A 20769-nucleotide genomic window follows, 5' to 3' on the forward strand; every position below is an offset into this window, starting at 1 on the left:
CGCCACCGTCCGCCCCCGCCCGCCCCCCGTTCGAAAGCGAGAGAGGCCGCATGCCCCAACTCCCCTTCGACAACGAGCACGCCCCGCTCTACTCGCTCGGGCAGGTGGCCGAGATGCTCCAGGTCCAGCCGGCCTACCTGCGCCGGCTGGACCGCCACGACGTCATCAGCCCCGGCCGGTCCAACGGCGGCCAGCGCCGCTACTCACGCCACGACATCCTGGCCGTCCAGCACGTCACCCGCATGGTCGACGAAGGCATGACGCTCATCGCCATCCGCCGCATCCTGGAGCTCGAACGCGAGCTCGCCCAGGTGCGCGACGAACTCGACCAGGCCCGCGCCCGGCTGGCCGAGCTCGACCGGCCCTAGCCGGGCCGCGTCATCGACAGCACGTCCAGCAGGCCGTCGAGCTGCTCCTCCGTCAGCGTGCCGTTCGCGACGTGGCCACGCTCGATCACCACCTCGCGGATCGTCTTGCGCTCCTGGAGCGCCTGCTTGGCGATCTTGGCGGCCTCCTCGTAGCCGACATGCCGGTTGAGCGGCGTCACGATCGACGGCGACGACTCCGCGTACTCCCGCAGCCTGTCGACGTTCGCCGTGATGCCCATGACGCACCGGTCGGCCAGCAGCCGCGACACGTTCGCCAGCAGCCGGATCGACTCCAGGATGTTGCGCGCGATCAGCGGGAGCTGCACGTTCAGCTCGAAACTGCCCGACGCGCCCGCGAACGTGATCGCCGCGTCATTGCCGATCACCTGCGCCGCCACCATCGCCGTGGCCTCCGGGATGACCGGATTGACCTTGCCCGGCATGATCGACGAACCCGGCTGCAGATCCGGCAGGTTGATCTCACCCAGCCCCGCCCGCGGCCCCGACCCCATCCAGCGCAGATCGTTGGCGATCTTGTTCAGGGAGACGGCCACCACCTTGAGCTGGCCCGACAGCTCCACGACCGAATCCTGCGCGCTCTGCGCCTCGAAATGGTCCATCGCCTCACGGAACCCGATCCCCGTCGCCTCACGCAGCCGCGCGATCGCCAGCTCCGCGAACCCCGGCGGCGTGTTGATCCCCGTGCCGACCGCCGTGCCGCCCAGCGGAAGCTCCAGCAGATGGCCCAGCGCCGCCTTCACCCGCACCGCGCCGTGCTCCACCTGCGTCGCGTAACCGCCGAACTCCTGGCCCAGCGTCACCGGCGTCGCGTCCATCAAATGCGTGCGCCCCGACTTCACCGCATCCTGGAACTGCAGCTCCTTCGTCCGCAGCGCCGTCGCCAGATGCTCCAGCGAGGGCAGCAGATGGTAGGTCACCTCCGTCGCCGCCGCCACGTGGATCGACGTGGGGAAGACGTCGTTCGACGACTGCGAGGCGTTCACATGGTCGTTCGGATGCACCGGGCGGCCCAGCCGCTCCTCCGCCAAGGAGGCGATCACCTCGTTCGCGTTCATGTTGGACGAGGTGCCGGAACCCGTCTGGAAGACGTCGATCGGGAAATGCTCGTCGTGCTCGTTCTCCGCCACGTCGGCCGCCGCCTGCGCGATCGCCTCCGCCAGATCCTTGTCGATCACGCCCAGCTCGCCGTTGACCTCCGCGGCCACGGCCTTGATCAGGCCGAGCGCGGCGATGTGGGACGGCTCCAGCGTCCGGCCCGAGATCGGGAAGTTCTCCACCGCTCGCTGGGTCTGCGCGCGCCACCTGGCGCCCGCCGGGACGCGCACCTCGCCCATCGAGTCACGTTCGATACGGTACTCGCTCATGCCTCCCAGTCTGGCTCACGGGCAGGCGATCAGCTCTGAAGCAGGGCCACGATCAGGATGGCGATCACCACGGCCGCGGCGGCGGCGACGCCCATGAGCATGAGCATGCCCTTGCGGTTGCCGCTCGCGGGCTCGTCGGGGCCGGCGATGGCGAACAGGTCGGTGCCCAGGCCGTGGGAGTCGGGACGCTCCGGCTGCTGGGGCCCCGGCGGGTACGGGCCCTGCTGGGGTTGCCCGGGAGCGGGCTGCTGGGGGCGCTGCTGCTGCGGGGTCGGCGGGTACACCTGGAGGCCCGGCGCGCTCGGCAGCTGGATGCGCGTCGTGACGATGGTGCTCTCGTCCCCGGCCTTGCCCACGGGCCCGGGCCGCCCGGCGCCCTGCGGCCCAGGCCCTTGCGGTCCCTGCGCCTGCGGTCCGCGTCCCTGAGGCCCTTGCGGTCCGGCCGCCTGGGGTCCGGTTCCCTGTGGTCCGGGGCCGTGAGGGGCGGGCGCCTGGGGTCCCGGCCCTTGGGGGCCGTTCGCTTGGGGCCCCGGTCCGTGGGGTCCCTGTCCCTGCGGTCCCGGTCCCTGGGGGCCTGGGGCGTACGGGCCCTGGGGGGACGGAGGCTGAGGGGACGGAGGCTGGGGGGCGTGCCCGGGCCCGCCGTGCGGGGGTGTGCCCTGCGCCGGGCGGCCCTGCGGGGGCGACTGCGGCGCGGGCGGCGTCCGGGGAGGGGCGGGCTGGGGGAAGGGGCTCTTGGGCCGCTGCAGGCTGACCGTCCTGTCGGAGTCGGCCACCGCGCCGGGCCCGCCGAGCTGTACGGGCGCCGCCGCGCCGGGCGCGAACGCCGAGCCGACCTCGCTGCTCGCCGGCGTCCCCGCGCCCGGCCCAGGTGTGGCAGGGGGTACGGGCTGGGGGCGGGAAGCGGGCTGGGACAAGGGGGACTCCTGGTTGAGGGCCTCGCCGGTGATGGCCGGCATCTCGCTCGTCGGCGTGTCGGCGACCATGCGCAGCATGGTCTCGGCCTTGGCGGCGTTGAGCCGTTGCTTGTAGTTCTTGTGCAGGAGCCCGTCGAGCACCGGGCGGAGCTGGCCGGCCTGGGTGGGCGGGTCGGCGCTCTCGCTGAGCAGCGCCGCCAGCGTCTCGGCGATCGTGGAGCGTTCGTAGGCGGGCCGGCCCTCGACGGCGAAGTAGAGCGTGGCCCCCAGGGACCAGATGTCGGACTCGGGCCCGGTGTATTCGCCTCTGGCACGTTCCGGGGCGGTGTAGCCGGGGGAGCCGATCACCATGCCGGTCCGGGTGAGCCGGGAGTCGCCCTCGGCCTTGGCGATGCCGAAGTCGGTGAGGACGACGCGGCCGCTCTCGGTGATGAGCACGTTGCCGGGTTTGACGTCGCGGTGGGTGATGCCCTGGGCGTGCGCGGCGCGCAGCGCGCCGAGGAGGTCGACGCCGATCTCGGCGACGAGCCGGGGCGGCAGCGGGCCTTCCTCGTCGATGACCTGCTCCAGGGAGCGGGCCTCGATGAGCTCCATGATGATCCACGGGCTGTTGTCGTGGACGAGCACGTCGTGGATGGCGGCGACGGCCGGGTGGCTGATGCGGGCGGCGATGCGCCCTTCGCGGACCATGCGTTCGCGCAGCTCGGCGCGTTGCTCCTCGGTGAGCCCGGGATCCTGGCGGATCTCCTTGACCGCCACTTCGCGGCCGAGGGCGCGGTCGCGGGCACGCCACACGGTGCCCATGGTGCCCCGGCCGAGGGGCGAGATGAGCTCGTAACGCTCCGCTAGCAGGCGCGTCTGCTGTTCCGGCATGAGAAGAAGATATCGATTCTCGCTTGGGAAGTGCTTTAACCTCGCTTGCGAAGTTCTCTTGGCCAGAACCGCCGAGGAAGGAACAACTTTATCACCGTCGATTTCAAGCGGGCATAAGCCGACGGGGCGGGCCTGGCTTCCCCTCTTTTTCTGTGAACTCCCTCACCTGGCTTGCGTTCCTGCCGCTGGACGGGCACGCTCACGGTCGCCGAGGAGGTGACGTCGGCCCGGTGGAGCCCGCGGTGCGCGGGCCGGCGTGGGAAAGACGGCGCGTGGAGCGCCATGGCCGGGCGCGGGGCCTTGCGCGGGGTCAGCGGCTCCTCGGCGGAGCCGCCCGCCGCCACGCGGGCGAGCATGAGGGAGGCGCGCACCGAGTCGAGCCGGGTGTGCGGGTTGATGCGCAGCAGCGCGTCGAGCACCGGGGCGAGCGGCCCGGCCTTGGCCATCGGGATGGGCTCGCCGCTGGTCAGCGCGGCCAGCGCGGCGGCTGCCGTACGGCGTCCGTGCAGGCCGCGGCCCTCGACGGCGGTGTAGAGGGTCGCGCCGAGCGACCACAGGTCGGCGGCGGGGCTGGCCTTGGCGCCGAGCACGCGCTCTGGAGCGATGTAGCCGGCGGAGCCGAGCACGATGCCGGCCTGGGTGATGGAGACGTCGCCTTCGAGGGCCGCCAGGCCGAAGTCGGTGAGCACGGCGCGGTCCTCGGTCACCAGCACGTTGCTGGGCTTGACGTCGCGGTGCAGGATGCCCTTGGCGTGCACGGCGCGCAGCGCGCCGAGGATCTGGCGGCCGATCTCGGCGGCGTGGCGCGGCTGGAGCGGTCCCTCCTCCTGGATGAGCTGCTCCAGGGACTTGGCCCGGAGCAGCTCCATCACGATCCACGGCCGGTCGTCCTCGGTGACCACGTCGAAGACGGTGATGACCGACGGGTGGGCGACCATGGCGGTGGCCCGGCCCTCGCGTTCGGTGCGCGCGCACAGCTCGGCGCGCAGCTCCTCGTCGAGCACGGTCGGAAGGCGCACTTCCTTGACCGCGACCTCGCGGTTGAGCAGCTCGTCATGTGCCCGCCACACGGTGCCCATGCCGCCGCGTCCGACCGGTTCGACGAGCCGGTAGCGCGCGGCGAGGAGGTAACCGGAGGGCGCACGCATGCCTGGCAGCTTACCTATTTGTGTAAACCGACCAGTAGAGGCGTGGCCGATAATTTGTTGCGAATCCAAGTCAACCGGTCTGACCGGTGACGTCAGCAAAGCGGGCGGCCACATCCTCCCAGTTGATCAGGCCCCAGAGCTTCTCGACATAGTCCGGGCGCACGTTGCGATACTGCAGGTAGTAGGCGTGCTCCCAGGCGTCGAAGACGAGCAGCGGCGTGGTGTTCATGCCGACGTTGCCGTGGTGGTCGTACACCTGTTCGATGACCAGCCGCCGGCCGAGCGGTTCCCAGGCCAGCACGCCCCAGCCGGAGCCCTGCACGGACGCGGTGGCGGTGGTGAGCTGCTTCTGGAACGCCTCGAACGTGCCGAAGTGCTCGTCGATGGCGTCGCGGAGCGGCCCGTCGGGGCGGTCGCCGCCGTCGGGGGAGAGGTTCTGCCAGAAGATCGAGTGCAGTACGTGCCCGGACAGGTTGAACGCGAACGTCTTCTCCAGCCCGACCAGGCCGCCGAACTCGCCCTTGTCGCGGGCCTCGGCCAGCCGCTCCAGCGTGTCGTTGGCGCCCTTGACGTAGGCGGCGTGGTGCTTGGCGTGGTGCAGCTCCAGGATCTCGCCGGTGATGGCGGGCTCCAGCGCCGCGTAGTCGTAGGGCATGTCCGGAAGGGTGTAGTCGCCCATGAGTCCTCCTTCGGTGGTGATCACGACACTATTGCAAGACATTCGCAGTTGCATCAGCCTTGCGACCTAGGACTCAAGTCGGGCAGCATGGGAGGGCAGTTCGGTCCTGTCCGGGCGGGCGGCTCGCCCCGCCCGCCCGGGTGACCGCACTCCGCTCCTCTTAGACACGCCGCCGGGTAACGGGCAGGCAGTGATTGCTGACGGGAACTCTGGGGACGCGTCAGCAAGTTGTAAGGCTGTGGTAAGGGCACGCAGGCATGCTGGATCCATCGGGCAGGAAGGCACATAAGGAGGCCGAATCTGTCGGTGCCGATCGTCACAATGAAGGCATCAGCCCGAAGCTCGACAGCAACTGACAACCGATCGAGGGACGTGGTGAAGATGCGCCAGATCCAGGTTCGCCGCCGGCCCCGCAGGCCGAGCGGGGCCTCGCTGGACCTTCGCACGCCGTCCGGGCGCCAGCTGCCCTACTGAGATCAGAACCCAGGAGCGCCATCTGAGAGGTGCACGATGTGCAGTCACGTCCCCACTTGTCCGAGTTCCGATTCCCCCGACCGTGAAGCCGCGCACGTGATCTCGGCCCACCCCGACCAGGGCTGGAGCCTGCTCTGCAACGGTGTCGTCCTGTTCGAGGACACCGGCCTGCTGCTGCCCGACGGCAGCGTCGTGGCGCCGCATCGGGTGCCGGTGGCGGCCTGACCGCGCTGCCCGGCACCCTGGGACGTCAGGCGGCTCAGCGCCGCCCGATGCTCAGCACCGGCCCGGTGCGGTCGGTGAAGAAGTCGTCGCCCTTGTCGTCGACCACGATGAACGCCGGGAAGTCGACGACCTCGATCTTCCACACCGCTTCCATGCCGAGCTCGGGGTATTCGAGGACCTCGACCTTCTTGATGCAGTCCTGGGCCAGCCGCGCCGCCGGGCCGCCGATGGAGCCCAGGTAGAAGCCGCCGTACTGCTTGCACGCCTCGGTGACCTGCTTGGACCGGTTGCCCTTGGCGAGCATCACCATCGAGCCGCCGGCCGCCTGGAAGCGCTCGACGTAGGAGTCCATGCGCCCCGCGGTCGTCGGGCCGAACGACCCGGACGCGTAGCCCTCGGGCGTCTTGGCCGGGCCCGCGTAGTAGACCGCGTGGTCCTTCAGGTATTGCGGCATCTCGCCGCCGTTGTCGAGCAGCTCGCTGATCTTGGCGTGCGCGATGTCGCGGGCGACCACGAGGGGGCCGGTGAGCGACAGCCGCGTCTTGACCGGATATTTCGTGAGCTCGGCGAGGATCTCGGGCATCGGGCGGTTGAGGTCGATGGAGACGACGTCGTCCGACAGGTGCTCGTCGGTCGTCTCGGGCAGGAACCGCGCCGGGTCGGTCTCCAGCTTCTCCAGGAACACGCCCTCCGGCGTGATCTTGGCCAGGGCCTGCCGGTCGGCCGAGCACGACACCGCGATCGCCACCGGGCAGGACGCGCCGTGCCGGGGCAGCCGGATCACCCGCACGTCGTGGCAGAAGTACTTGCCGCCGAACTGCGCGCCGATGCCCAGCTTCTGCGTCAGCTCGAAGACCTTCGCCTCCAGCTCCAGGTCGCGGAAGCCGTGCCCGGACGCCGACCCCTCGGTGGGGATCGAGTCGAGGTAGCGGGCGCTGGCGTACTTGGCGGTCTTGAGCGCGTACTCGGCGGACGTGCCGCCGACGACGACCGCGAGATGGTACGGAGGACACGCGGCGGTGCCGAGCGAGCGGATCTTCTCCTCCAGGAAGGCCATCATCCGCTTCTCGTTGAGCACCGCCTTCGTCTCCTGGTAGAGGAAGGACTTGTTGGCCGAGCCGCCGCCCTTGGCCATGAACAGCAGCTTGTACTCGTCCGGGTGGCCGTGCGGGTCCTCGGCGTAGAGCTCGATCTGCGCGGGCAGGTTGCTGCCGGTGTTCTTCTCCTCCCACATGGTCAGCGGGGCCATCTGGGAGTAGCGCAGGTTGAGCCGCGTGTAGGCGTCGTAAACGCCGCGCGAGAGGTGCTCGGCGTCGGCCCCGTCGGTCAGCACGTGGCGTCCGCGCTTGCCCATGACGATCGCGGTGCCGGTGTCCTGGCACATGGGCAGCACGCCGCCGGCCGAGATGGAGGCGTTCTTCAGCAGGTCGAGCGCGACGAACCGGTCGTTGCCGCTGGACTCGGGGTCATCGACGATCTTGCGGAGCTGGGCGAGGTGCGACGGCCGCAGGAAGTGGGAGATGTCGTGGATCGCCGTCTCGGTGAGCAGCCGCAGCGCTTCGGGCTCCACTTCGAGGAAGGTCCGCCCGGCCGCTTCGATCTTCTTCACCCCATCCGACGTGATCAGCCGATATTCCGTGTCATCGGCGCCCAGGGGAAGCAGATCGGTGTAGTCGAAGTCCGGCATGGTCAGTAGGGTACGCGCTCTCCCGCGCCGTCCGCCGCGCGGTGGTCAGGCCGATGAGGATGCCGATGATGACCAGCCCGGCGCCGAGCAGGTCGTAGCGGGACGGCGTGGCGATGCCCAGCACCAGACCGGTGCTGATGGCCCCCACCGGGATCAGCCCGGCGAACAACCCGGCCCGCCCCGGCCCGAGCTTCGGCAGCGAGGTGTACCAGAGCAGGAACGCCCCCACGGTCACCACGACCGCCAGGTAGCCGAAGCCCAGCGACTCGGCGAGCGTCGGCATCCGGAGCATCCCCGTGCCTTCCCGGACGAACCCGGTCACGGCCAGCAGGGGCACGGCCAGGACCGTCGAGTACGTGGACACCCGGATGGCCCCCAGCTTCGGCAGCAGCGGCAGCGCCAGCAGGGAGAAGCCCACCTCGCCCACCAGGGCGACGAGCGCCCACAGCAGGCCGGGCAGGTTGCCGCTGCCGAGCCCGGTGGCGAGCGTGGCCCCGGCGACGACCACCACGGAGCCGGCCAGCAGGCGCGGCGCGGGCCGGCCGCCGGCGATGGCCAGCGCGAGCGGCACGGTGCCGAGCACGGTGCCGACCAGGGCCGGGCCCGCCACGCGGGTGGACTCGATCACGGCCACGTTGAAGATCACCAGCCCGACCGTGGTGAGCGCGCCGAGCAGCAGCCACTCGCGGCCCGTCAGCCGGACGAACCGCAGCTTCATCACCCGCGTCACCGCGACCAGGACGACGGCCGCGAGCAGATAGCGCACGGCCTGCCCGCCGTACACGGGATAGTCGTTGACCAGCCCGGACACCCCGGCCAGTGTCCCGACGAGGAACATGGCGGCTGTGGCCCCGGCGACTCCGTTTCTCATGTACGGCATGCTAGGAAGCCAATGGTCTCCGCAAATAGTCCAAAGAGCCGAGGTAAAACAGGACCATTATGGCCGACCTTCATATCGCGATAAATCGCGGCAAGGGGGCGATCGCTGGGCAGATCGCCTCCGAGGTGCGCGACTCCATCCGGCTCGGCAGGCTCACCTCCGGCACCCGCCTGCCCGCCTCCCGCGACCTGGCCGCCGACCTGGGAGTCTCCCGGGGCGTGGTGGTCGAGGCGTACGAGCAGCTCGTCGCCGAGGGCTTCCTGATCTCCCGCGTCGGCTCCGGCACCCAGGTAGCCCCGGCCGCCGCCCGCGCCCCCAGCCCCACGCCGCCCCGGTCAGGGCCGCGCGCCCCCTACTACGGCCACCGCCCCACCTCCCCGGAGCTCGGCCACTTCCCGCGCGAACGCTGGCTGGCCGCCGTCCGGCACGTCCTGGCCACCGTGCCCGCCGACGCCCTCGACTACGGCGACCCCGGCGGCGTCCCCGAGCTCCGCGAGGAGCTGGCCGGCTACCTGCGCCGGGTGCGGGCCGCCGACGTGCGCGCCGAGAACCTGGTCATCGTCGGCGGCGTCGCCCAGGGCCTCAGCCTGATCCTGCACGTGCTCAGCCCCGCCGGGCTGGCCGTCGAGGACCCCAGCAGCCACCGCCAGGCGCCCCTGCTGCGCCGCGCCGGGGCCGAGCTGGTGCCCGTCCCGGTGGACGAGGACGGACTCGACGTCGCCGCCCTGCGGACCCGCCGGGCCGAATCGGTGCTGGTCACGCCGGCCCACCAGTTCCCGACCGGGGTGGTGCTCTCGCCCGCGCGGCGGGCCGCCCTGCTGGAGTGGGCGCGCGAGGGCGACCGGACGATCCTGGAGGACGACTACGACGCCGAGTTCCGCTTCGACCGCGACCCCGTCGGCTGCCTCCAGGGGCTCGCGCCCGACAGGGTGATCCTGTCCGGCAGCGTCAGCAAGGCGCTGGCGCCCGGCCTGCGCCTGGGCTGGGTGGCCGCCCCCGCCCACCTCGCCGACGCCGTCCGCCGCGCCCGGGGCGAGCTCGACCTGGGCTCCCCGGTCATCGAGCAGTACGCGCTGGCGCATTTCCTGCGCACCGGCGGCTACGACAAGCACCTGCGCCGCATGCGCCGCGAGTATCACCGCCGCCGCGACGCGCTGGTCCAGGCGCTGGCCGAGCACGTGCCCGGCGTCCGGGTGCGCGGCATCGAGGCCGGGCTGCACGCCTACCTGGACCTGCCCGACGGCTGGGACGAGGACGAGGTGGTGGAGGCGGCGCTGGAGCTGGGGCTCTCGGCCGAGGCCGTCGCGCCGATGCGCTCGTCCGCCGGTCCGCCGGCCGTCGTGATCGGCTTCGCCCGGGTGCCCGCACGCAAGGCTGCGGAGGCCGTACGCGGACTGAAGGTCAGAATGTCTGGACAGGAGTAGGGCGCTGGCCTAGAAAGAAGCCATGCGCGTGGGACTGCTCGGGCTGGGCCGCATCGGCGCCTTCCACGCGGCCACGCTGGCCGCGCATCCGCTGGTGGACGACCTGGTCGTGGCCGACCCGGTGCGCACCTCGCCGCACGGCAGGCCCGGCGACCCGTTCGAGGCCGACGCCGTGGTGATCGCCACGCCCACCGGCACGCACGCCGCGCTGCTGCGCGAGGCTTGCCGGCGCGGCGTCCCGGCCTTCTGCGAGAAGCCCGTCGCCGCCGGCGTCAAGGAGACCGCCGAGGTGCTGGAGGCGGCCCGCGGCCACCGGGTGCAGATCGGCTTCCAGCGCCGCTTCGACGCCGGTTACGCCGCCGCCCGGGCCGCGCTGCGCGCCGGCGAGCTGGGGGGGCTGCACCGGGTGCACCTGATCACCGCCGACCCCGCCCCGCCGCCCGCCGCCTACATCCCGCAGTCCGGCGGCATCTACCGCGACTGCCACATCCACGACTTCGACATCCTGCGCTGGGTGACCGGCCGCGAGGTCGTCTCCGTGTACGCGACCGGCGCGAACCGGGGCGCCGCCTTCTTCGCCGAGGCCGGCGACGTCGACACCAGCGCCGCGCTGCTCACCCTCGACGACGGCACGCTGGCCACCGTGCAGGGCTCGCGCTACAACGGCGCCGGGTACGACGTCCGCATGGAACTCGCGGGCACCCGGGGGACCCGCGCCGTCGGCCTGGGCCCGCGCGCCCCGCTGTCGTCGGCCGAGGGGCTGCAGCCGCACGGCGAGCCGTGGCCCGACTTCGTCACCCGCTTCGCCGACGCCTACGCGGCCGAGCTCGACGCGTTCCTGCGAGGCGCCCCCGGCCTGTGCCCGATCGAGGACGCCCTGGAAGCCCTGTACGTCGCCGAGGCCGCCGAGCTGTCACGCCGCGAACGCCGCCCGGTCGAGGTCGCCGAGGTGCGCGAACCGGTTACGCCCCGGCCCTGACCCGAGGCGCGAACCCGCGCGCCAGGACGATGATCGCGGCGGCCAGCACGAGCGGGGCGGCGAACGCGACCCGCATGTCGGCGGCCTCGGCGATCGCCCCCACCAGCGCCGAGCCGACGATGAACCCCACGTAGTTGAACAGGTTGACCAGGGCGATCGCGTTGCCGGTGCCCGCCGGGTCGAGCTTGCCCGCCGCCGAGAACGACTGCGGCGCCACCACCGACAGCCCCACGCCCGTCAGCCCGAACGCCACCACGGCCAGCGGCTGGCTGGGCGCCGCCACGATGCCCAGGAAGCCCAGCGTGGCGATCGCGCCGCCGAGCCTGACGATGCCCGCCGAGCCGTAACGCCTGACGGCCAGGTCGCCCGCGAGCCGCACCAGCAGCGTGGTCGCCTGGTAGGCGGCGTAGGCCAGCGGGATCACCCGGGCGTCGGCGGCCAGCGTGTCCTGCATGAAGACCGTGGAGAAGTTCGACACCGCCGCGTCGCCCACGTACAGGAAGGCCATCGCCAGGCAGAGCGGGAGGAGCGGCCGGAACGGGACGCGACCGCCTGCCGTGGCCGTCTCCGGGACGGCCCGCTCCTCGGTCGCCGTGTAGAGCTTCGGCCCCGCGACCAGGGAGCCCGCGACGGCCACGGCCATCGGGATCGCCATGGTCGCCTCCAGCGGCAGCCCGTCGCCCACCGCCGACACCCACAGCGCCCCGGCCAGGCTCAGCACGCTCCACAGGCAGTGGAAACCGTTGAGCACGGCCCGGCCGTAGCGGCGCTCGACCGCGACGCCCTGCATGTTCATGCCCGCGTCGACCGCGCCGACCGCCACCCCGAACAGCAGCAGCGCCGGCACCAGCAGCGGCACGCCCGGCGCGAGCCCGGCCAGCACGACGGCGGCGGCCACCAGCGGCTGGGCCACGCGCAGCAGCGCCTTGCTGCCCAGCCGGGCCGCGATCGAGCCGGCCGCCACGCTGCCGACCCCGGCGAAGACCGGCACGATGAGCAGCAGCACCGTCAGCACCCCCGTGTCGAGCCGGTGCTTGTCCTGGAGGTGGGCCACCTGGGTGAGCAACGTGGCGAAGGAGAGCCCCTGCACGGCGTAGACGGCGAACGTGGCGAGGCGGGCTTGGCGATCACGCGGGGACGGCACGGCGGCCTCCTGATGGGGGGAATCAAACGTGAGGCGGGGTCAGGTTAGCCCGCCGACGTCTCCTCCACCAGGCCCACCGGCTTGCCCGCCGCCCACACCCCGAGCGCCGTCAGCGCGATCACCTCGATCGCGGCCAGACACCGCTCGACCAGGCCCAGCGGCATCACCTGCCACCACGCCAGACCGCTGCGCGCCCCCACCATCACCACCGCGCCCATGCCCAGCACCCACAGCACCGCCACGATCCCGAACGCGAACGCCGCCAGCGCCGCCCGATGCCGCTCCGCCCGCCACGGCCTGGCGATGATCAACGCCGCCAGCGGCAGGCTCAGAAACGCGATCACGCTGCCCGCCCGATGGATGCTGCCGCTCAGCGACGGCCCCACCGACCAGTCGTGCTTCGGGAACCACGCCGTCACCAGCAGCCCGGCACTCCAGGCCAGCAACGCCACCGTGCCCACCACCCCCGCCAGCCGCCGCCGCGCCAGCGACACGCCGATCGCCGCCGACCCCACCGCCAGCAGCGCGACCCCCAGCCCGAACAGCCACCCCCGCTCACCCAGGCCGTGCTCGCTGATCGTGCGCCGGAACGGGTCCATCTCGCCCAGCGCGGCCAGATCCAGGCCCACGATCAACGCCGTCCCCGCGCCCACCGCGCCCAGCCCCCAGCGTGCCGACCGATGCACGAACACCCCTCCCGACGCCTGCCTGTCCGGCTCAACGGCCGCAATCTCAGGGAGATTCCGGGGTCCGCTCCCGCGGAGCGCCGGATATTGTCAGAACTGTGAACGAACGCCCCGGGTCCTGGTTGCCGCGCCTGCAAGAAGTCGGTGAGCGCCTGGCCGAGGAGTGGGTGTCCGCCCGCCGCCCGGCCCAGGAAGGCGCGCCCCAGCCCCACGAGCTGCGCGCCTCCGACGCCGACCGCGAACGCATCGCCCAGGTGCTCCAGGAGGCCCACGCCGACGGCCGGATCACGCTGGAGGAGCTCGAAGAGCGCCTCACCACCCTCTACGCGGCCCGCACGCTCGGGGAGCTCGCCCAGCTCACCGGCGACCTGCTGCCCGCCGACCAGCAGCCGCTCAACCTCGACGGCCGGCCCGTCTCCGCCGTCTTCAAGAAGCAGGAACGCGGCGGCCGGTGGGTGGTGCCCGCCGAGCTGTCGGTCACCGCCATGTTCGGCACCACCAAGCTCGACCTGCGCGACGCGATCCTGCAGAACCGGCGCATCGTCATCAACGCCACCCTCGTCTTCGGCGGGCTGGAGATCCACGTGCCCGAAGACCTGGAGGTCATCCGCGTCACCAAGGACAAGACCGTCAGGCTCACCAAGCAGCCCACCGAGCCCGGCGCCCCCGTCGTCGAGGTGCGCACCAGCAACTTCGCCGGCGAGGTCAAGGTCAAGGAGCCGCCCCGCCGCAAGCGCCGCCGCTGACGGTCCCGCTCAGCCCGCCGTGTCGAAGTTGATCGCGCTGTAGGCGCGCAGCTTCCACAGCTGGTGCTCGCTCTCCACCTTGCGGATCGTGCCCGAGCGCCCGCGCATCACCAGCGACTGCGTCACCGCCACCCCGCCGCGGAAGCGCACGCCGTCCATCAGCTCGCCCTGGGTGATGCCCGTCGCGGCGAAGAACACGTCGTCGGACCTGACCAGGTCGTTCGTGGTCAGCACCTGGCTCAGGTCGTGACCGGCGTCGATCGCCCTGGCCCGCTCGGCGTCGTCACGCGGCCACAGCTTGCCCTGGATGACGCCGCCCAGGCACTTGAGCGCGCACGCCGCCACGATGCCCTCGGGCGTGCCGCCGATGCCCAGCATCAGGTCGATGCCGGTGCCGCCGCGCGCCGCCATGATCGCGCCCGCGACGTCGCCGTCGGTGATGAACTTGATCCGCGCGCCCGTCTCCCTGATCTCCTTGACCAGCCGCTCGTGCCGGGGCCGGTCCAGGATCACCACCGTGACGTCGGCCGCCGAACAGTGCTTGGCCTTGGCCACCGCGGCGATGTTCGCCGCCACCGGCGCCTCGATGTCCACCACGTCGGCCGCCTCCGGCCCCGTGACCAGCTTCTCCATGTAGAACACGGCCGACGGGTCGTACATCGACCCGCGCTCGCTCACCGCGATCACCGACACCGCGTCGGGCATGCCCAGCGCCGTCAGCCTGGTGCCGTCGATCGGATCGACCGCCACGTCACACTCAGGGCCACCGCCGTCGCCGACCCGCTCCCCGTTGAACAGCATCGGAGCGTGATCCTTCTCACCCTCGCCGATCACCACCACCCCGTTCATCGACACGGTGTTGATCAGCTGACGCATCGCGTTCACCGCGGCGCCGTCGGCGCCGTTCTTGTCGCCCCTGCCGACCCAGCGGGCGGCCGCCATCGCCGCCGCCTCTGTAACGCGTACGAGCTCCAAGGCGAGATTCCGGTCAGGGGCGTGCTCGCCCGTAGCAAGTGCAGCCGGAACCGACGTCTGATCGGACATGATGAAGGGCCTCCTCGTGGACGACTATCCCGATCGTAGTTGTCCCTGTATCCCCGGTCAGCGGAGGATAATGTGCCAGCCATGAGCAGCGAAGTGGAACAGCCGGTCACGGCCCGCACCTCCGAGCGGGGCGCGGCCACGCGCAGCGCTCTCCTGAGGGCCGCCCGCGACGTGTTCGTCTCCAAGGGCTTCGCCGAGGCGGGCGTCACCGACGTCGTGGCCAAGGCCGAGGCCAGCGTCGGCAGCCTCTACCACCACTTCGCCGGCAAGGCCGACCTCTACCTGACGCTGTTCGAGGAGTTCCAGGCCCGGCAGACCCAGCGGACCAAGCAGGCCGCCCGCGACGTGCGCGACAGCGGCGAGAGCGACCCCATGCGGGTCTTCCTCGCCGCCGCCCGCGCCTACCTCGACGGCTGCCTCGAAGAACGCGAGCTCGCCGCCCTCTTCCTGCGCGGCGACGGGCCGCCCGGGTTCGAGGTCGTCATGCGCGACCGGCTGCGCACCTGGGCCCGGCGCAACGCCGCGCTCTTCGACGACTCCGAGAACGCCCTCGTCGTCGTCATCACCGGCGCACTCGCCGCCGCCGTCAGCGAAGTCGTCCAGACAGGCGACCGGGCGCTCGCCGACGACGTCCTCGCCATCGTCGGACGCATTCGCCCGACCGGCGACGCCACCGGGTAACCTCGCCAAGTGTGCGACGGTTCACCGAAGGTTTCTACGGCTACGCGGTAGCCCTGTTCGTCTGTTTCGGGGCGGTAGGGCTGTTCCTGCTCATCACCCCGCAGAGCCAGGGCGAGCACATCCCGAAGCTCGACTACACGATCACGGTGGCCAACTTCGCCCGCACCGTCCCCTACCAGGTGTGGGCCCCCGCCAAGGATCCCGAAGGCTGGATCCCCAACAGCAACCGGATCGCCAAGGGCGAGGGCAAGGCCCAGGTTCTCCACGTCGGCTACGCCACCAAGGCGCGCCAGCACGCCATGCTCATCCAGAGCGACGAGAAGCCGGCGGCGGGGTTCGCCAACCGCATGGCCAACTCCGACAAGCCCACCGGCACCCAGGACGTCAACGGTCAGCAGTGGGAGCGGCGCTTCCGCGAGGACAAGAACCAGCGGACGCTCATCCGCATGCTGCCCGACGTGACGCTCGTCGTGACCGGCACCGCCGACTGGACCGAGCTCGGCCAGCTCGCCGCCACCCTCCAGCAGCGCCCCAAGCCCGCCACCTGAGCCACCCTCCGAGCTTCCAGCGGGGGCCCGGTCAGGGGCTGGGCTCACGCGTTCGGGTGTTTCGGCCCCTGTGCGGGCGGTGGGGCGTGTTCTGTCGGGTGGGGCCCCTAGGGTTGGAGGGTGGCAGATGACAAGGCACCCTCATACGAGCAGGCCCGCGAGGAGCTGACCGAGGTGGTGCGCCGCCTGGAGACCGGCGGGCTCACCCTGGAGCAGTCCATCGAGCTCTGGGAGCGGGGCGAGAAGCTGGCCGCGATCTGCGAGGAGTGGCTCCAGGGCGCCCGGGTCAAGCTGGCCGCCGCGATGGCGCGCCGGTCCGACCCGTCGGCCACGCCGGGCGACGACGCCCCCTTCTAGCCTGCCCCGTTCCAACCTGTCGCGTACTAGCCGCGGTGCAGGGCCACGACCGGGATGCGGCGGGTGGTCCTGGCCTCGTACTCGGCGAACGTGGCGGCCACGGCCACCATCCGCGCGTAGAGCTCGTCACGCTCGGCGCCTTCGACGAACTCGGCCTTGACCTCGAACGTCTCGGTCCCGATCTCGGCCGTGGCCACGGGGTTGGCGCGCAGGTTGTGATACCAGGCCGGGTGGTGGTCGGCGCCCGCGTTGGAGGCGATGATCACGTAGCGGTCGCCGTCTTTCAGATACATCACCGGGGTCGTCGTCGGCTTGCCCGACTTGGCGCCGGTCGTGGTGAGCAGCACCAGGTCGGAGCCCTCGAAGTAGCCGCCCACGCGTCCGCCGTTGGCCCGGAACTCGTCGATGACCTGCTGGTTGAAGTCGTTCGCCATGATTCCCACCTCTAATCGGAGAACTCTCCGTTCTCAACCGCGGAGCCTAAACGGAGATTCCTCCGGTTGCAATCGCTATGCTCAGCGTGTGCGCCGACAGTTGCCAGTGGTCGGGCAGCCGCAGCCGGAGCGGGCCGACGCGGCGCGAAACCGGCAGAAGATCATCGACTGTGCCACCCGCCTGATCGCCGAACGGGGAGCCGACCAGCTCTCCCTCGACGAGATCGCCCGCGAGGCGTGCGTGGGCGTCGGCACCGTCTACCGCCGCTTCGGCGACCGCGCCGGGCTCGTCTACGCCCTCGTCGACGAGCGCGAACGGCGCTTCCAGGAGGCGTTCATGACCGGGCCGCCGCCGGTCGGGCCGGGGGCGGAGCCCGTCGAGCGCATCAGGGCGTTCCTCGCCGCGCTCGTCGACCGGATCGTCGAGCAGCTCGACCTGTTCATGCTCCTGGAGACCGGGCCGCCCAAGGCCATGTTCGGCGGGCCGTACCAGGTCCATCATCGGCATCTGACCACGCTGATCGCGCAGGTCAGGCCCGGCTCACGCGCCGGCTTCCTGGCCGACGCGCTGCTCGCCTCCGCCACCGCCCGGCTGATCTCCTATCAGCGTGAGGAGCGGGGGCTGAGCGTCGAGGAGATCAAGGCCGGGTTCGACGAGCTGGCGCTGGCGCTCGTCACTCCCCGGCAGGCTCCGCGCGCACCGTCACCCGGTCGTCCGGCAGCCGCACCGTGAGCACGGCGCCCGGCTCGATGTCGGCGGCCCGCCGCACCACCTCACCCGACGGGTGCTGGACGATCGCGTAACCGCGCTCCAGCGTGGCCGCGGGCGACAGGGCGACCAGACGCGCCCGTACGTGCGTGAGATCGTCGCCGGCCCGGTCGAGCGAGGACGTCAGCGAACGCCTGGCCCGCTCGCGCAGCGCGTCGACCTGCTCGGCGCGGCGCTCCAGCTCGCGCACCGGATCGGCCAGCGAAGGGCGGGAGCGCACCGAGGTCAGCCACGACATCTCGCGGTCGAGCCAGCCGCCCACCACCCGGCGGCCCCGGTCACGCAACTGGCGGACCAGCGTGAGCTGCTCGCCGACGTCGGGCACCACCTTCTTGGCGGCGTCGGTCGGGGTGGAGGCGCGTACGTCGGCCACCAGGTCGAGCAGCGGGCTGTCCTGCTCGTGGCCGATCGCGCTCACCACCGGCGTGCGGGACGCGGCCACGGCCCTGACCAGCGTCTCGTCGGAGAACGGCAGCAGATCCTCCAGCGACCCGCCGCCCCGGGCGATGACGATCACCTCGACCGAGGAGTCGGCGTCGAGCCTGGACAGCGCCTCGGTCACCTCGCCCACCGCGTAAGGGCCCTGGACCGCGACCTCCTCGACCTTGAACCGCACCGCCGGCCAGCGACGCCTGGCGTTCTCCAGCACGTCGCGCTCGGCCGCCGAGTCGCGGCCGCAGATCAGCCCCACCGTGCCCGGCAGGAACGGCAGCCGCCGCTTCCTGTCGGCGTTGAACAGGCCCTCGGCCGCCAGCAGCCGGCGCAGCCGCTCAAGGCGCGCCAGCAGCTCGCCGACGCCCACCGGGCGGATCTCCAGCGCCGTGAAGGCGAACGAGCCCCTGTTGACCCAGAAGTCCGGCTTGACGTGCACCACGACCCGCGCGCCGTCGGCCGGGCGCGGCTCGGTCGCCTCGTAGACGCCGCGCGGGGCCGTGACCCGGGCCGACACGTTGGCCACCGGGTCGCGCAACGTCAGGAAGACCGTGCCGCCGCGGGCGCTCAGGTCGGTGATCTGACCCTCGACCCACACCGTGCCCAGCTTGCCGATCCAGCCGCCCACCATCTGCAGGACGGTGCGGACCGGCAGGGGCGCCTCGGGGGTGGTCTTCGAGCTCATGCCCGAAGCCTACGGTGCCGCGCCGACTATTCCCCGGCCTGCAGCTTGGCCAGCCGGTTCTCGTACATCTTGACGACCTCGGGGCGGGCGGCCGTCGCCTGCTCGTAGGCGAGGCAGGCGCCGATCTGCTCGGCGGACTTGCCGCGCATCCGGGCGCGCAGCGAGGCGACGCTCAGCTCGGAGTAGCCGGGCATCGGCTCCACCAGGCCCGTCTCCTTCACCGGGGTGGCCACGGCCGGAGCGGTCTCCTGCGCGGGGGCCTCCTTGGCGGGAGTGGCCTCGACCGCCTCGGCCAGCTTGTCGGCCTTCGCGGCCTTGGGAGCCTTGGGCGTGCTGGTCTTGGCGGGCGCCTTCGCGGCGGGCTTGGCGGCGGCCTTGGGCTTGGCCTTCGGCTTCTCGGCCACGGACGGCTCAGGCGCGGCAGCGGCCTCCGGCTTGACCTCGGCGGCGGGCTCCGGAGCGGCCTCGGGCTCGGCGACGGGCTCCGGCTTGGGCTCGGTGGCGGGCTCGGCCTTGAGGTCGGCGGCGGCCTCGGGCTTGGCCTCCGGGGCGGCGGGCTCCGGCTTGGCCTCCGTGGGGGCGGGCTTGGGCTGGGGAGCGGCGGCGGCCTCGGCGGCGGGCTTGTGGACGGCCTCGGCCTGGGCCTCGTCCTGCTTGGGCGCCGGGGTGAAGATGACCGGGTCGGGCTTGGTCTTGGAGGTGCCGTTGGGCGCGGCGGCGTCGGGCCGGGGCGCGAAGATGACCGGCTCCCTGCGGGCCGGCTTGTCCTCCTCCTCGGCGGCAACCGCGTCGGCGGGACGGGAGTCGCGCTCCTCCTGCTTCTCCTCCTCTTCCTTGCTCCCCAGTCCCTTGATCGAGTTCTTCACCCGGTCGACGAACTGGAGGGCGTGCCCCGCGATGCTGAGCGTGCCCTGGACGAAGAGGACGGGCAGGTCACGGGCCTTGCCCTTGAGCTCGTCCTTGTCGGTGACGGTCTTGGTGATGTTGCGTATCACGTCGCTGAGGGACATGTACGTCTCCCTGGGAGGTCAGTATTGGACGGCCAGTCTGGCAAAAGGCGGGCAACCGCGCACGCTCGGGCTTGCTGGTCGTTCCACGTAGCATAAGAAGTATGGAGCCCCAGACGTCCACTTCCCGCCGCGTCCTCGTGGCCAGGCCGCGCGGCTACTGCGCCGGAGTCGATCGAGCCGTTGTCGCGGTCGAGAAGGCCTTGGAGCAGTACGGCGCGCCGATCTACGTGCGCAAGCAGATCGTGCACAACACGCACGTGGTCAAGACGCTCGAGGCCAAGGGGGCCATCTTCGTCGAGGAGACCGAAGAGGTGCCCGAGGGCGAGATCGTGGTGTTCTCGGCGCACGGCGTCTCGCCCGCCGTGCACGGCGAGGCCAAGGAGCGCGGCCTGCGCACCATCGACGCCACCTGCCCGCTGGTGACGAAGGTGCACAACGAGGCCAAGCGCTTCGCGAGCCAGGACTACGACATCCTGCTCATCGGGCACGAGGGGCATGAGGAGGTGGAGGGCACCTCCGGCGAGGCGCCCGACCACATCCAGCTCGTCGACGGCCTCGACTCGGTCGACCGCGTCCAGGTGAAGGACCCGAGCAAGCTCGTCTGGCTGTCGCAGACGACGCTGTCGGTCGACGAGACGACCGAGACCGTGGCCCGGCTCAAGGAGCGCTTCCCGACGCTCATCGACCCGCCGAGCGACGACATCTGCTACGCGACGCAGAACCGGCAGGTCGCCGTCAAGGAGATCGCCGCGCAGTCGCAGCTCGTGATCGTCGTCGGCTCGGAGAACTCGTCCAACTCCAAGCGCCTGGTCGAGGTGGCCAAGGACTACGGCGCCGACGCCTCCTACCTGGTCGACAACGCCTCGTTCATCCGTGACGAGTGGCTCGACGGCGTCACCACCGTCGGCGTCACCAGCGGTGCGTCCGTGCCGGAGGAGCTGGTCGAGCAGGTGCTCGAGCGGCTGGCCGGCCACGGGTTCGGCGACGTGGAGGAGGTCGAGCCGGTGCAGGAGAGCATGCGTTTCGCCCTGCCGCACGAGCTCCGCAAGGACCTGCGCGCGTCCTGACCCACGATCGGCCCGTACGGGATCCCGTACGGGCTAGATCGCTGATGTGAAATTTGGGTTAGTGATCGTAGGCGATCAGGGATCGTTTCACGGGTGCGCCGATGTTCCAGTTGTGCCAGATGACAGC

22 protein-coding genes are annotated in these 20769 nt (G+C 71.6%); 10 read left to right on the plus strand and 12 right to left on the minus strand.

Going from position 1 to position 20769, the window contains the following annotated elements; all coding sequences use genetic code 11:
* The first annotated feature begins 50 nt into the window (after positions 1 to 50).
* A complete protein-coding gene (locus tag AB0G11_RS15025; protein ID WP_219504974.1) occupies positions 51 to 368 on the plus strand; it encodes a MerR family transcriptional regulator in 318 nt (105 codons plus the stop codon).
* Here the strand turns inward: AB0G11_RS15025 and AB0G11_RS15030 are convergent.
* The 4 genes from AB0G11_RS15030 to AB0G11_RS15045 form a co-directional block, all read right to left on the minus strand.
* Positions 365 to 1753, minus strand: coding sequence for a class II fumarate hydratase (locus AB0G11_RS15030; protein ID WP_357586295.1), 1389 nt, complete (start codon positions 1751 to 1753; stop codon positions 365 to 367). The two genes, AB0G11_RS15025 and AB0G11_RS15030, sit on opposite strands and share 4 nt — an antisense overlap.
* 29 nt (positions 1754 to 1782) lie before the next feature.
* Positions 1783 to 3543 (minus strand): protein kinase, encoded by a 1761-nt coding sequence (locus tag AB0G11_RS15035; RefSeq protein WP_357586297.1) that lies wholly within the window; start codon positions 3541 to 3543, stop codon positions 1783 to 1785.
* A gap of 35 nt (positions 3544 to 3578) precedes the next feature.
* Positions 3579 to 4691, minus strand: coding sequence for a serine/threonine-protein kinase (locus AB0G11_RS15040; RefSeq protein WP_219504968.1), 1113 nt, complete (start codon positions 4689 to 4691; stop codon positions 3579 to 3581).
* 70 nt (positions 4692 to 4761) lie between these two features.
* Positions 4762 to 5370, minus strand: coding sequence for a superoxide dismutase (locus AB0G11_RS15045; RefSeq protein ID WP_357586299.1), 609 nt, complete (start codon positions 5368 to 5370; stop codon positions 4762 to 4764).
* 510 nt (positions 5371 to 5880) lie between these two features.
* Between AB0G11_RS15045 and AB0G11_RS15050 the strand changes: the two genes are divergently transcribed.
* On the plus strand, positions 5881 to 6069 hold the full coding sequence (locus AB0G11_RS15050; protein ID WP_357586301.1) for a DUF5999 family protein: 189 nt from the start codon (positions 5881 to 5883) through the stop codon (positions 6067 to 6069).
* 34 nt (positions 6070 to 6103) lie between these two features.
* On the opposite strand, the gene AB0G11_RS15055 is transcribed toward AB0G11_RS15050, so the two are convergent.
* On the minus strand, positions 6104 to 7756 hold the full coding sequence (locus tag AB0G11_RS15055; RefSeq protein ID WP_357586303.1) for a fumarate hydratase: 1653 nt from the start codon (positions 7754 to 7756) through the stop codon (positions 6104 to 6106).
* Positions 7710 to 8627, minus strand: coding sequence for a DMT family transporter (locus tag AB0G11_RS15060; RefSeq protein WP_357586305.1), 918 nt, complete (start codon positions 8625 to 8627; stop codon positions 7710 to 7712). Before AB0G11_RS15060 ends, AB0G11_RS15055 begins: the two co-directional genes overlap by 47 nt.
* A gap of 68 nt (positions 8628 to 8695) precedes the next feature.
* Between AB0G11_RS15060 and AB0G11_RS15065 the strand changes: the two genes are divergently transcribed.
* Together AB0G11_RS15065 and AB0G11_RS15070 are read left to right on the plus strand one after the other, a co-directional pair.
* Entirely contained in the window at positions 8696 to 10060 is a 1365-nt protein-coding gene (locus AB0G11_RS15065; protein WP_357586307.1) for a PLP-dependent aminotransferase family protein, read from the plus strand.
* 22 nt (positions 10061 to 10082) lie between these two features.
* The gene (locus AB0G11_RS15070; protein ID WP_357586309.1) at positions 10083 to 11039 is read left to right on the plus strand and encodes a Gfo/Idh/MocA family oxidoreductase; all 957 of its coding nucleotides are present in this window, start codon (positions 10083 to 10085) and stop codon (positions 11037 to 11039) included.
* On the opposite strand, the gene AB0G11_RS15075 is transcribed toward AB0G11_RS15070, so the two are convergent.
* Positions 11023 to 12183 carry an MFS transporter gene (locus AB0G11_RS15075; protein WP_357586311.1) on the minus strand — a complete coding sequence of 387 codons (1161 nt, stop codon included), beginning with the start codon at positions 12181 to 12183 and terminating at the stop codon, positions 11023 to 11025. The genes AB0G11_RS15070 and AB0G11_RS15075 overlap by 17 nt on opposite strands.
* Before the next feature lie 44 nt (positions 12184 to 12227).
* A complete protein-coding gene (locus tag AB0G11_RS15080; RefSeq protein ID WP_219504954.1) occupies positions 12228 to 12869 on the minus strand; it encodes a DUF998 domain-containing protein in 642 nt (213 codons plus the stop codon).
* Between the two features lie 98 nt (positions 12870 to 12967).
* Between AB0G11_RS15080 and AB0G11_RS15085 the strand changes: the two genes are divergently transcribed.
* Positions 12968 to 13615 carry a DUF1707 domain-containing protein gene (locus AB0G11_RS15085; RefSeq protein ID WP_219504953.1) on the plus strand — a complete coding sequence of 216 codons (648 nt, stop codon included), beginning with the start codon at positions 12968 to 12970 and terminating at the stop codon, positions 13613 to 13615.
* A 9-nt stretch (positions 13616 to 13624) separates the two neighbouring features.
* Here AB0G11_RS15085 and glpX read toward each other — a convergent pair whose 3' ends face one another.
* Positions 13625 to 14659 carry a class II fructose-bisphosphatase gene (gene glpX / locus AB0G11_RS15090; protein ID WP_219504952.1) on the minus strand — a complete coding sequence of 345 codons (1035 nt, stop codon included), beginning with the start codon at positions 14657 to 14659 and terminating at the stop codon, positions 13625 to 13627.
* 81 nt (positions 14660 to 14740) lie between these two features.
* Between glpX and AB0G11_RS15095 the strand changes: the two genes are divergently transcribed.
* The 3 genes from AB0G11_RS15095 to AB0G11_RS15105 all read left to right on the plus strand — a co-directional run bounded on the left by AB0G11_RS15095 (position 14741) and on the right by AB0G11_RS15105 (position 16245).
* Entirely contained in the window at positions 14741 to 15340 is a 600-nt protein-coding gene (locus AB0G11_RS15095; RefSeq protein ID WP_219504951.1) for a TetR/AcrR family transcriptional regulator, read from the plus strand.
* An 11-nt stretch (positions 15341 to 15351) separates the two neighbouring features.
* On the plus strand, positions 15352 to 15888 hold the full coding sequence (locus AB0G11_RS15100; RefSeq protein ID WP_357586313.1) for a DUF4245 domain-containing protein: 537 nt from the start codon (positions 15352 to 15354) through the stop codon (positions 15886 to 15888).
* Between the two features lie 120 nt (positions 15889 to 16008).
* The gene (locus AB0G11_RS15105; protein ID WP_219504949.1) at positions 16009 to 16245 is read left to right on the plus strand and encodes an exodeoxyribonuclease VII small subunit; all 237 of its coding nucleotides are present in this window, start codon (positions 16009 to 16011) and stop codon (positions 16243 to 16245) included.
* A gap of 26 nt (positions 16246 to 16271) precedes the next feature.
* Here the strand turns inward: AB0G11_RS15105 and AB0G11_RS15110 are convergent, their stop codons facing one another.
* Entirely contained in the window at positions 16272 to 16679 is a 408-nt protein-coding gene (locus AB0G11_RS15110; protein ID WP_219504948.1) for a nitroreductase family deazaflavin-dependent oxidoreductase, read from the minus strand.
* Positions 16680 to 16767: 88 nt separating this feature from the next.
* Between AB0G11_RS15110 and AB0G11_RS15115 the strand changes: the two genes are divergently transcribed.
* A complete protein-coding gene (locus AB0G11_RS15115) occupies positions 16768 to 17412 on the plus strand; it encodes a TetR/AcrR family transcriptional regulator (protein WP_308125743.1) in 645 nt (214 codons plus the stop codon).
* On the opposite strand, the gene xseA is transcribed toward AB0G11_RS15115, so the two are convergent.
* Entirely contained in the window at positions 17354 to 18565 is a 1212-nt protein-coding gene (gene xseA, locus AB0G11_RS15120; RefSeq protein WP_219504946.1) for an exodeoxyribonuclease VII large subunit, read from the minus strand. The two genes, AB0G11_RS15115 and xseA, sit on opposite strands and share 59 nt — an antisense overlap.
* A 26-nt stretch (positions 18566 to 18591) precedes the next feature.
* On the minus strand, positions 18592 to 19575 hold the full coding sequence (locus AB0G11_RS15125; protein ID WP_219504944.1) for a hypothetical protein: 984 nt from the start codon (positions 19573 to 19575) through the stop codon (positions 18592 to 18594).
* 101 nt (positions 19576 to 19676) lie between these two features.
* Between AB0G11_RS15125 and AB0G11_RS15130 the strand changes: the two genes are divergently transcribed.
* Positions 19677 to 20642 (plus strand): 4-hydroxy-3-methylbut-2-enyl diphosphate reductase, encoded by a 966-nt coding sequence (locus tag AB0G11_RS15130; RefSeq protein ID WP_219504942.1) that lies wholly within the window; start codon positions 19677 to 19679, stop codon positions 20640 to 20642.
* Positions 20643 to 20769 lie beyond the last annotated feature (127 nt).

This window comes from Nonomuraea sp. NPDC023979 (assembly GCF_040639085.1).
Taxonomy (GTDB): domain Bacteria; phylum Actinomycetota; class Actinomycetes; order Streptosporangiales; family Streptosporangiaceae; genus Nonomuraea; species Nonomuraea ceibae.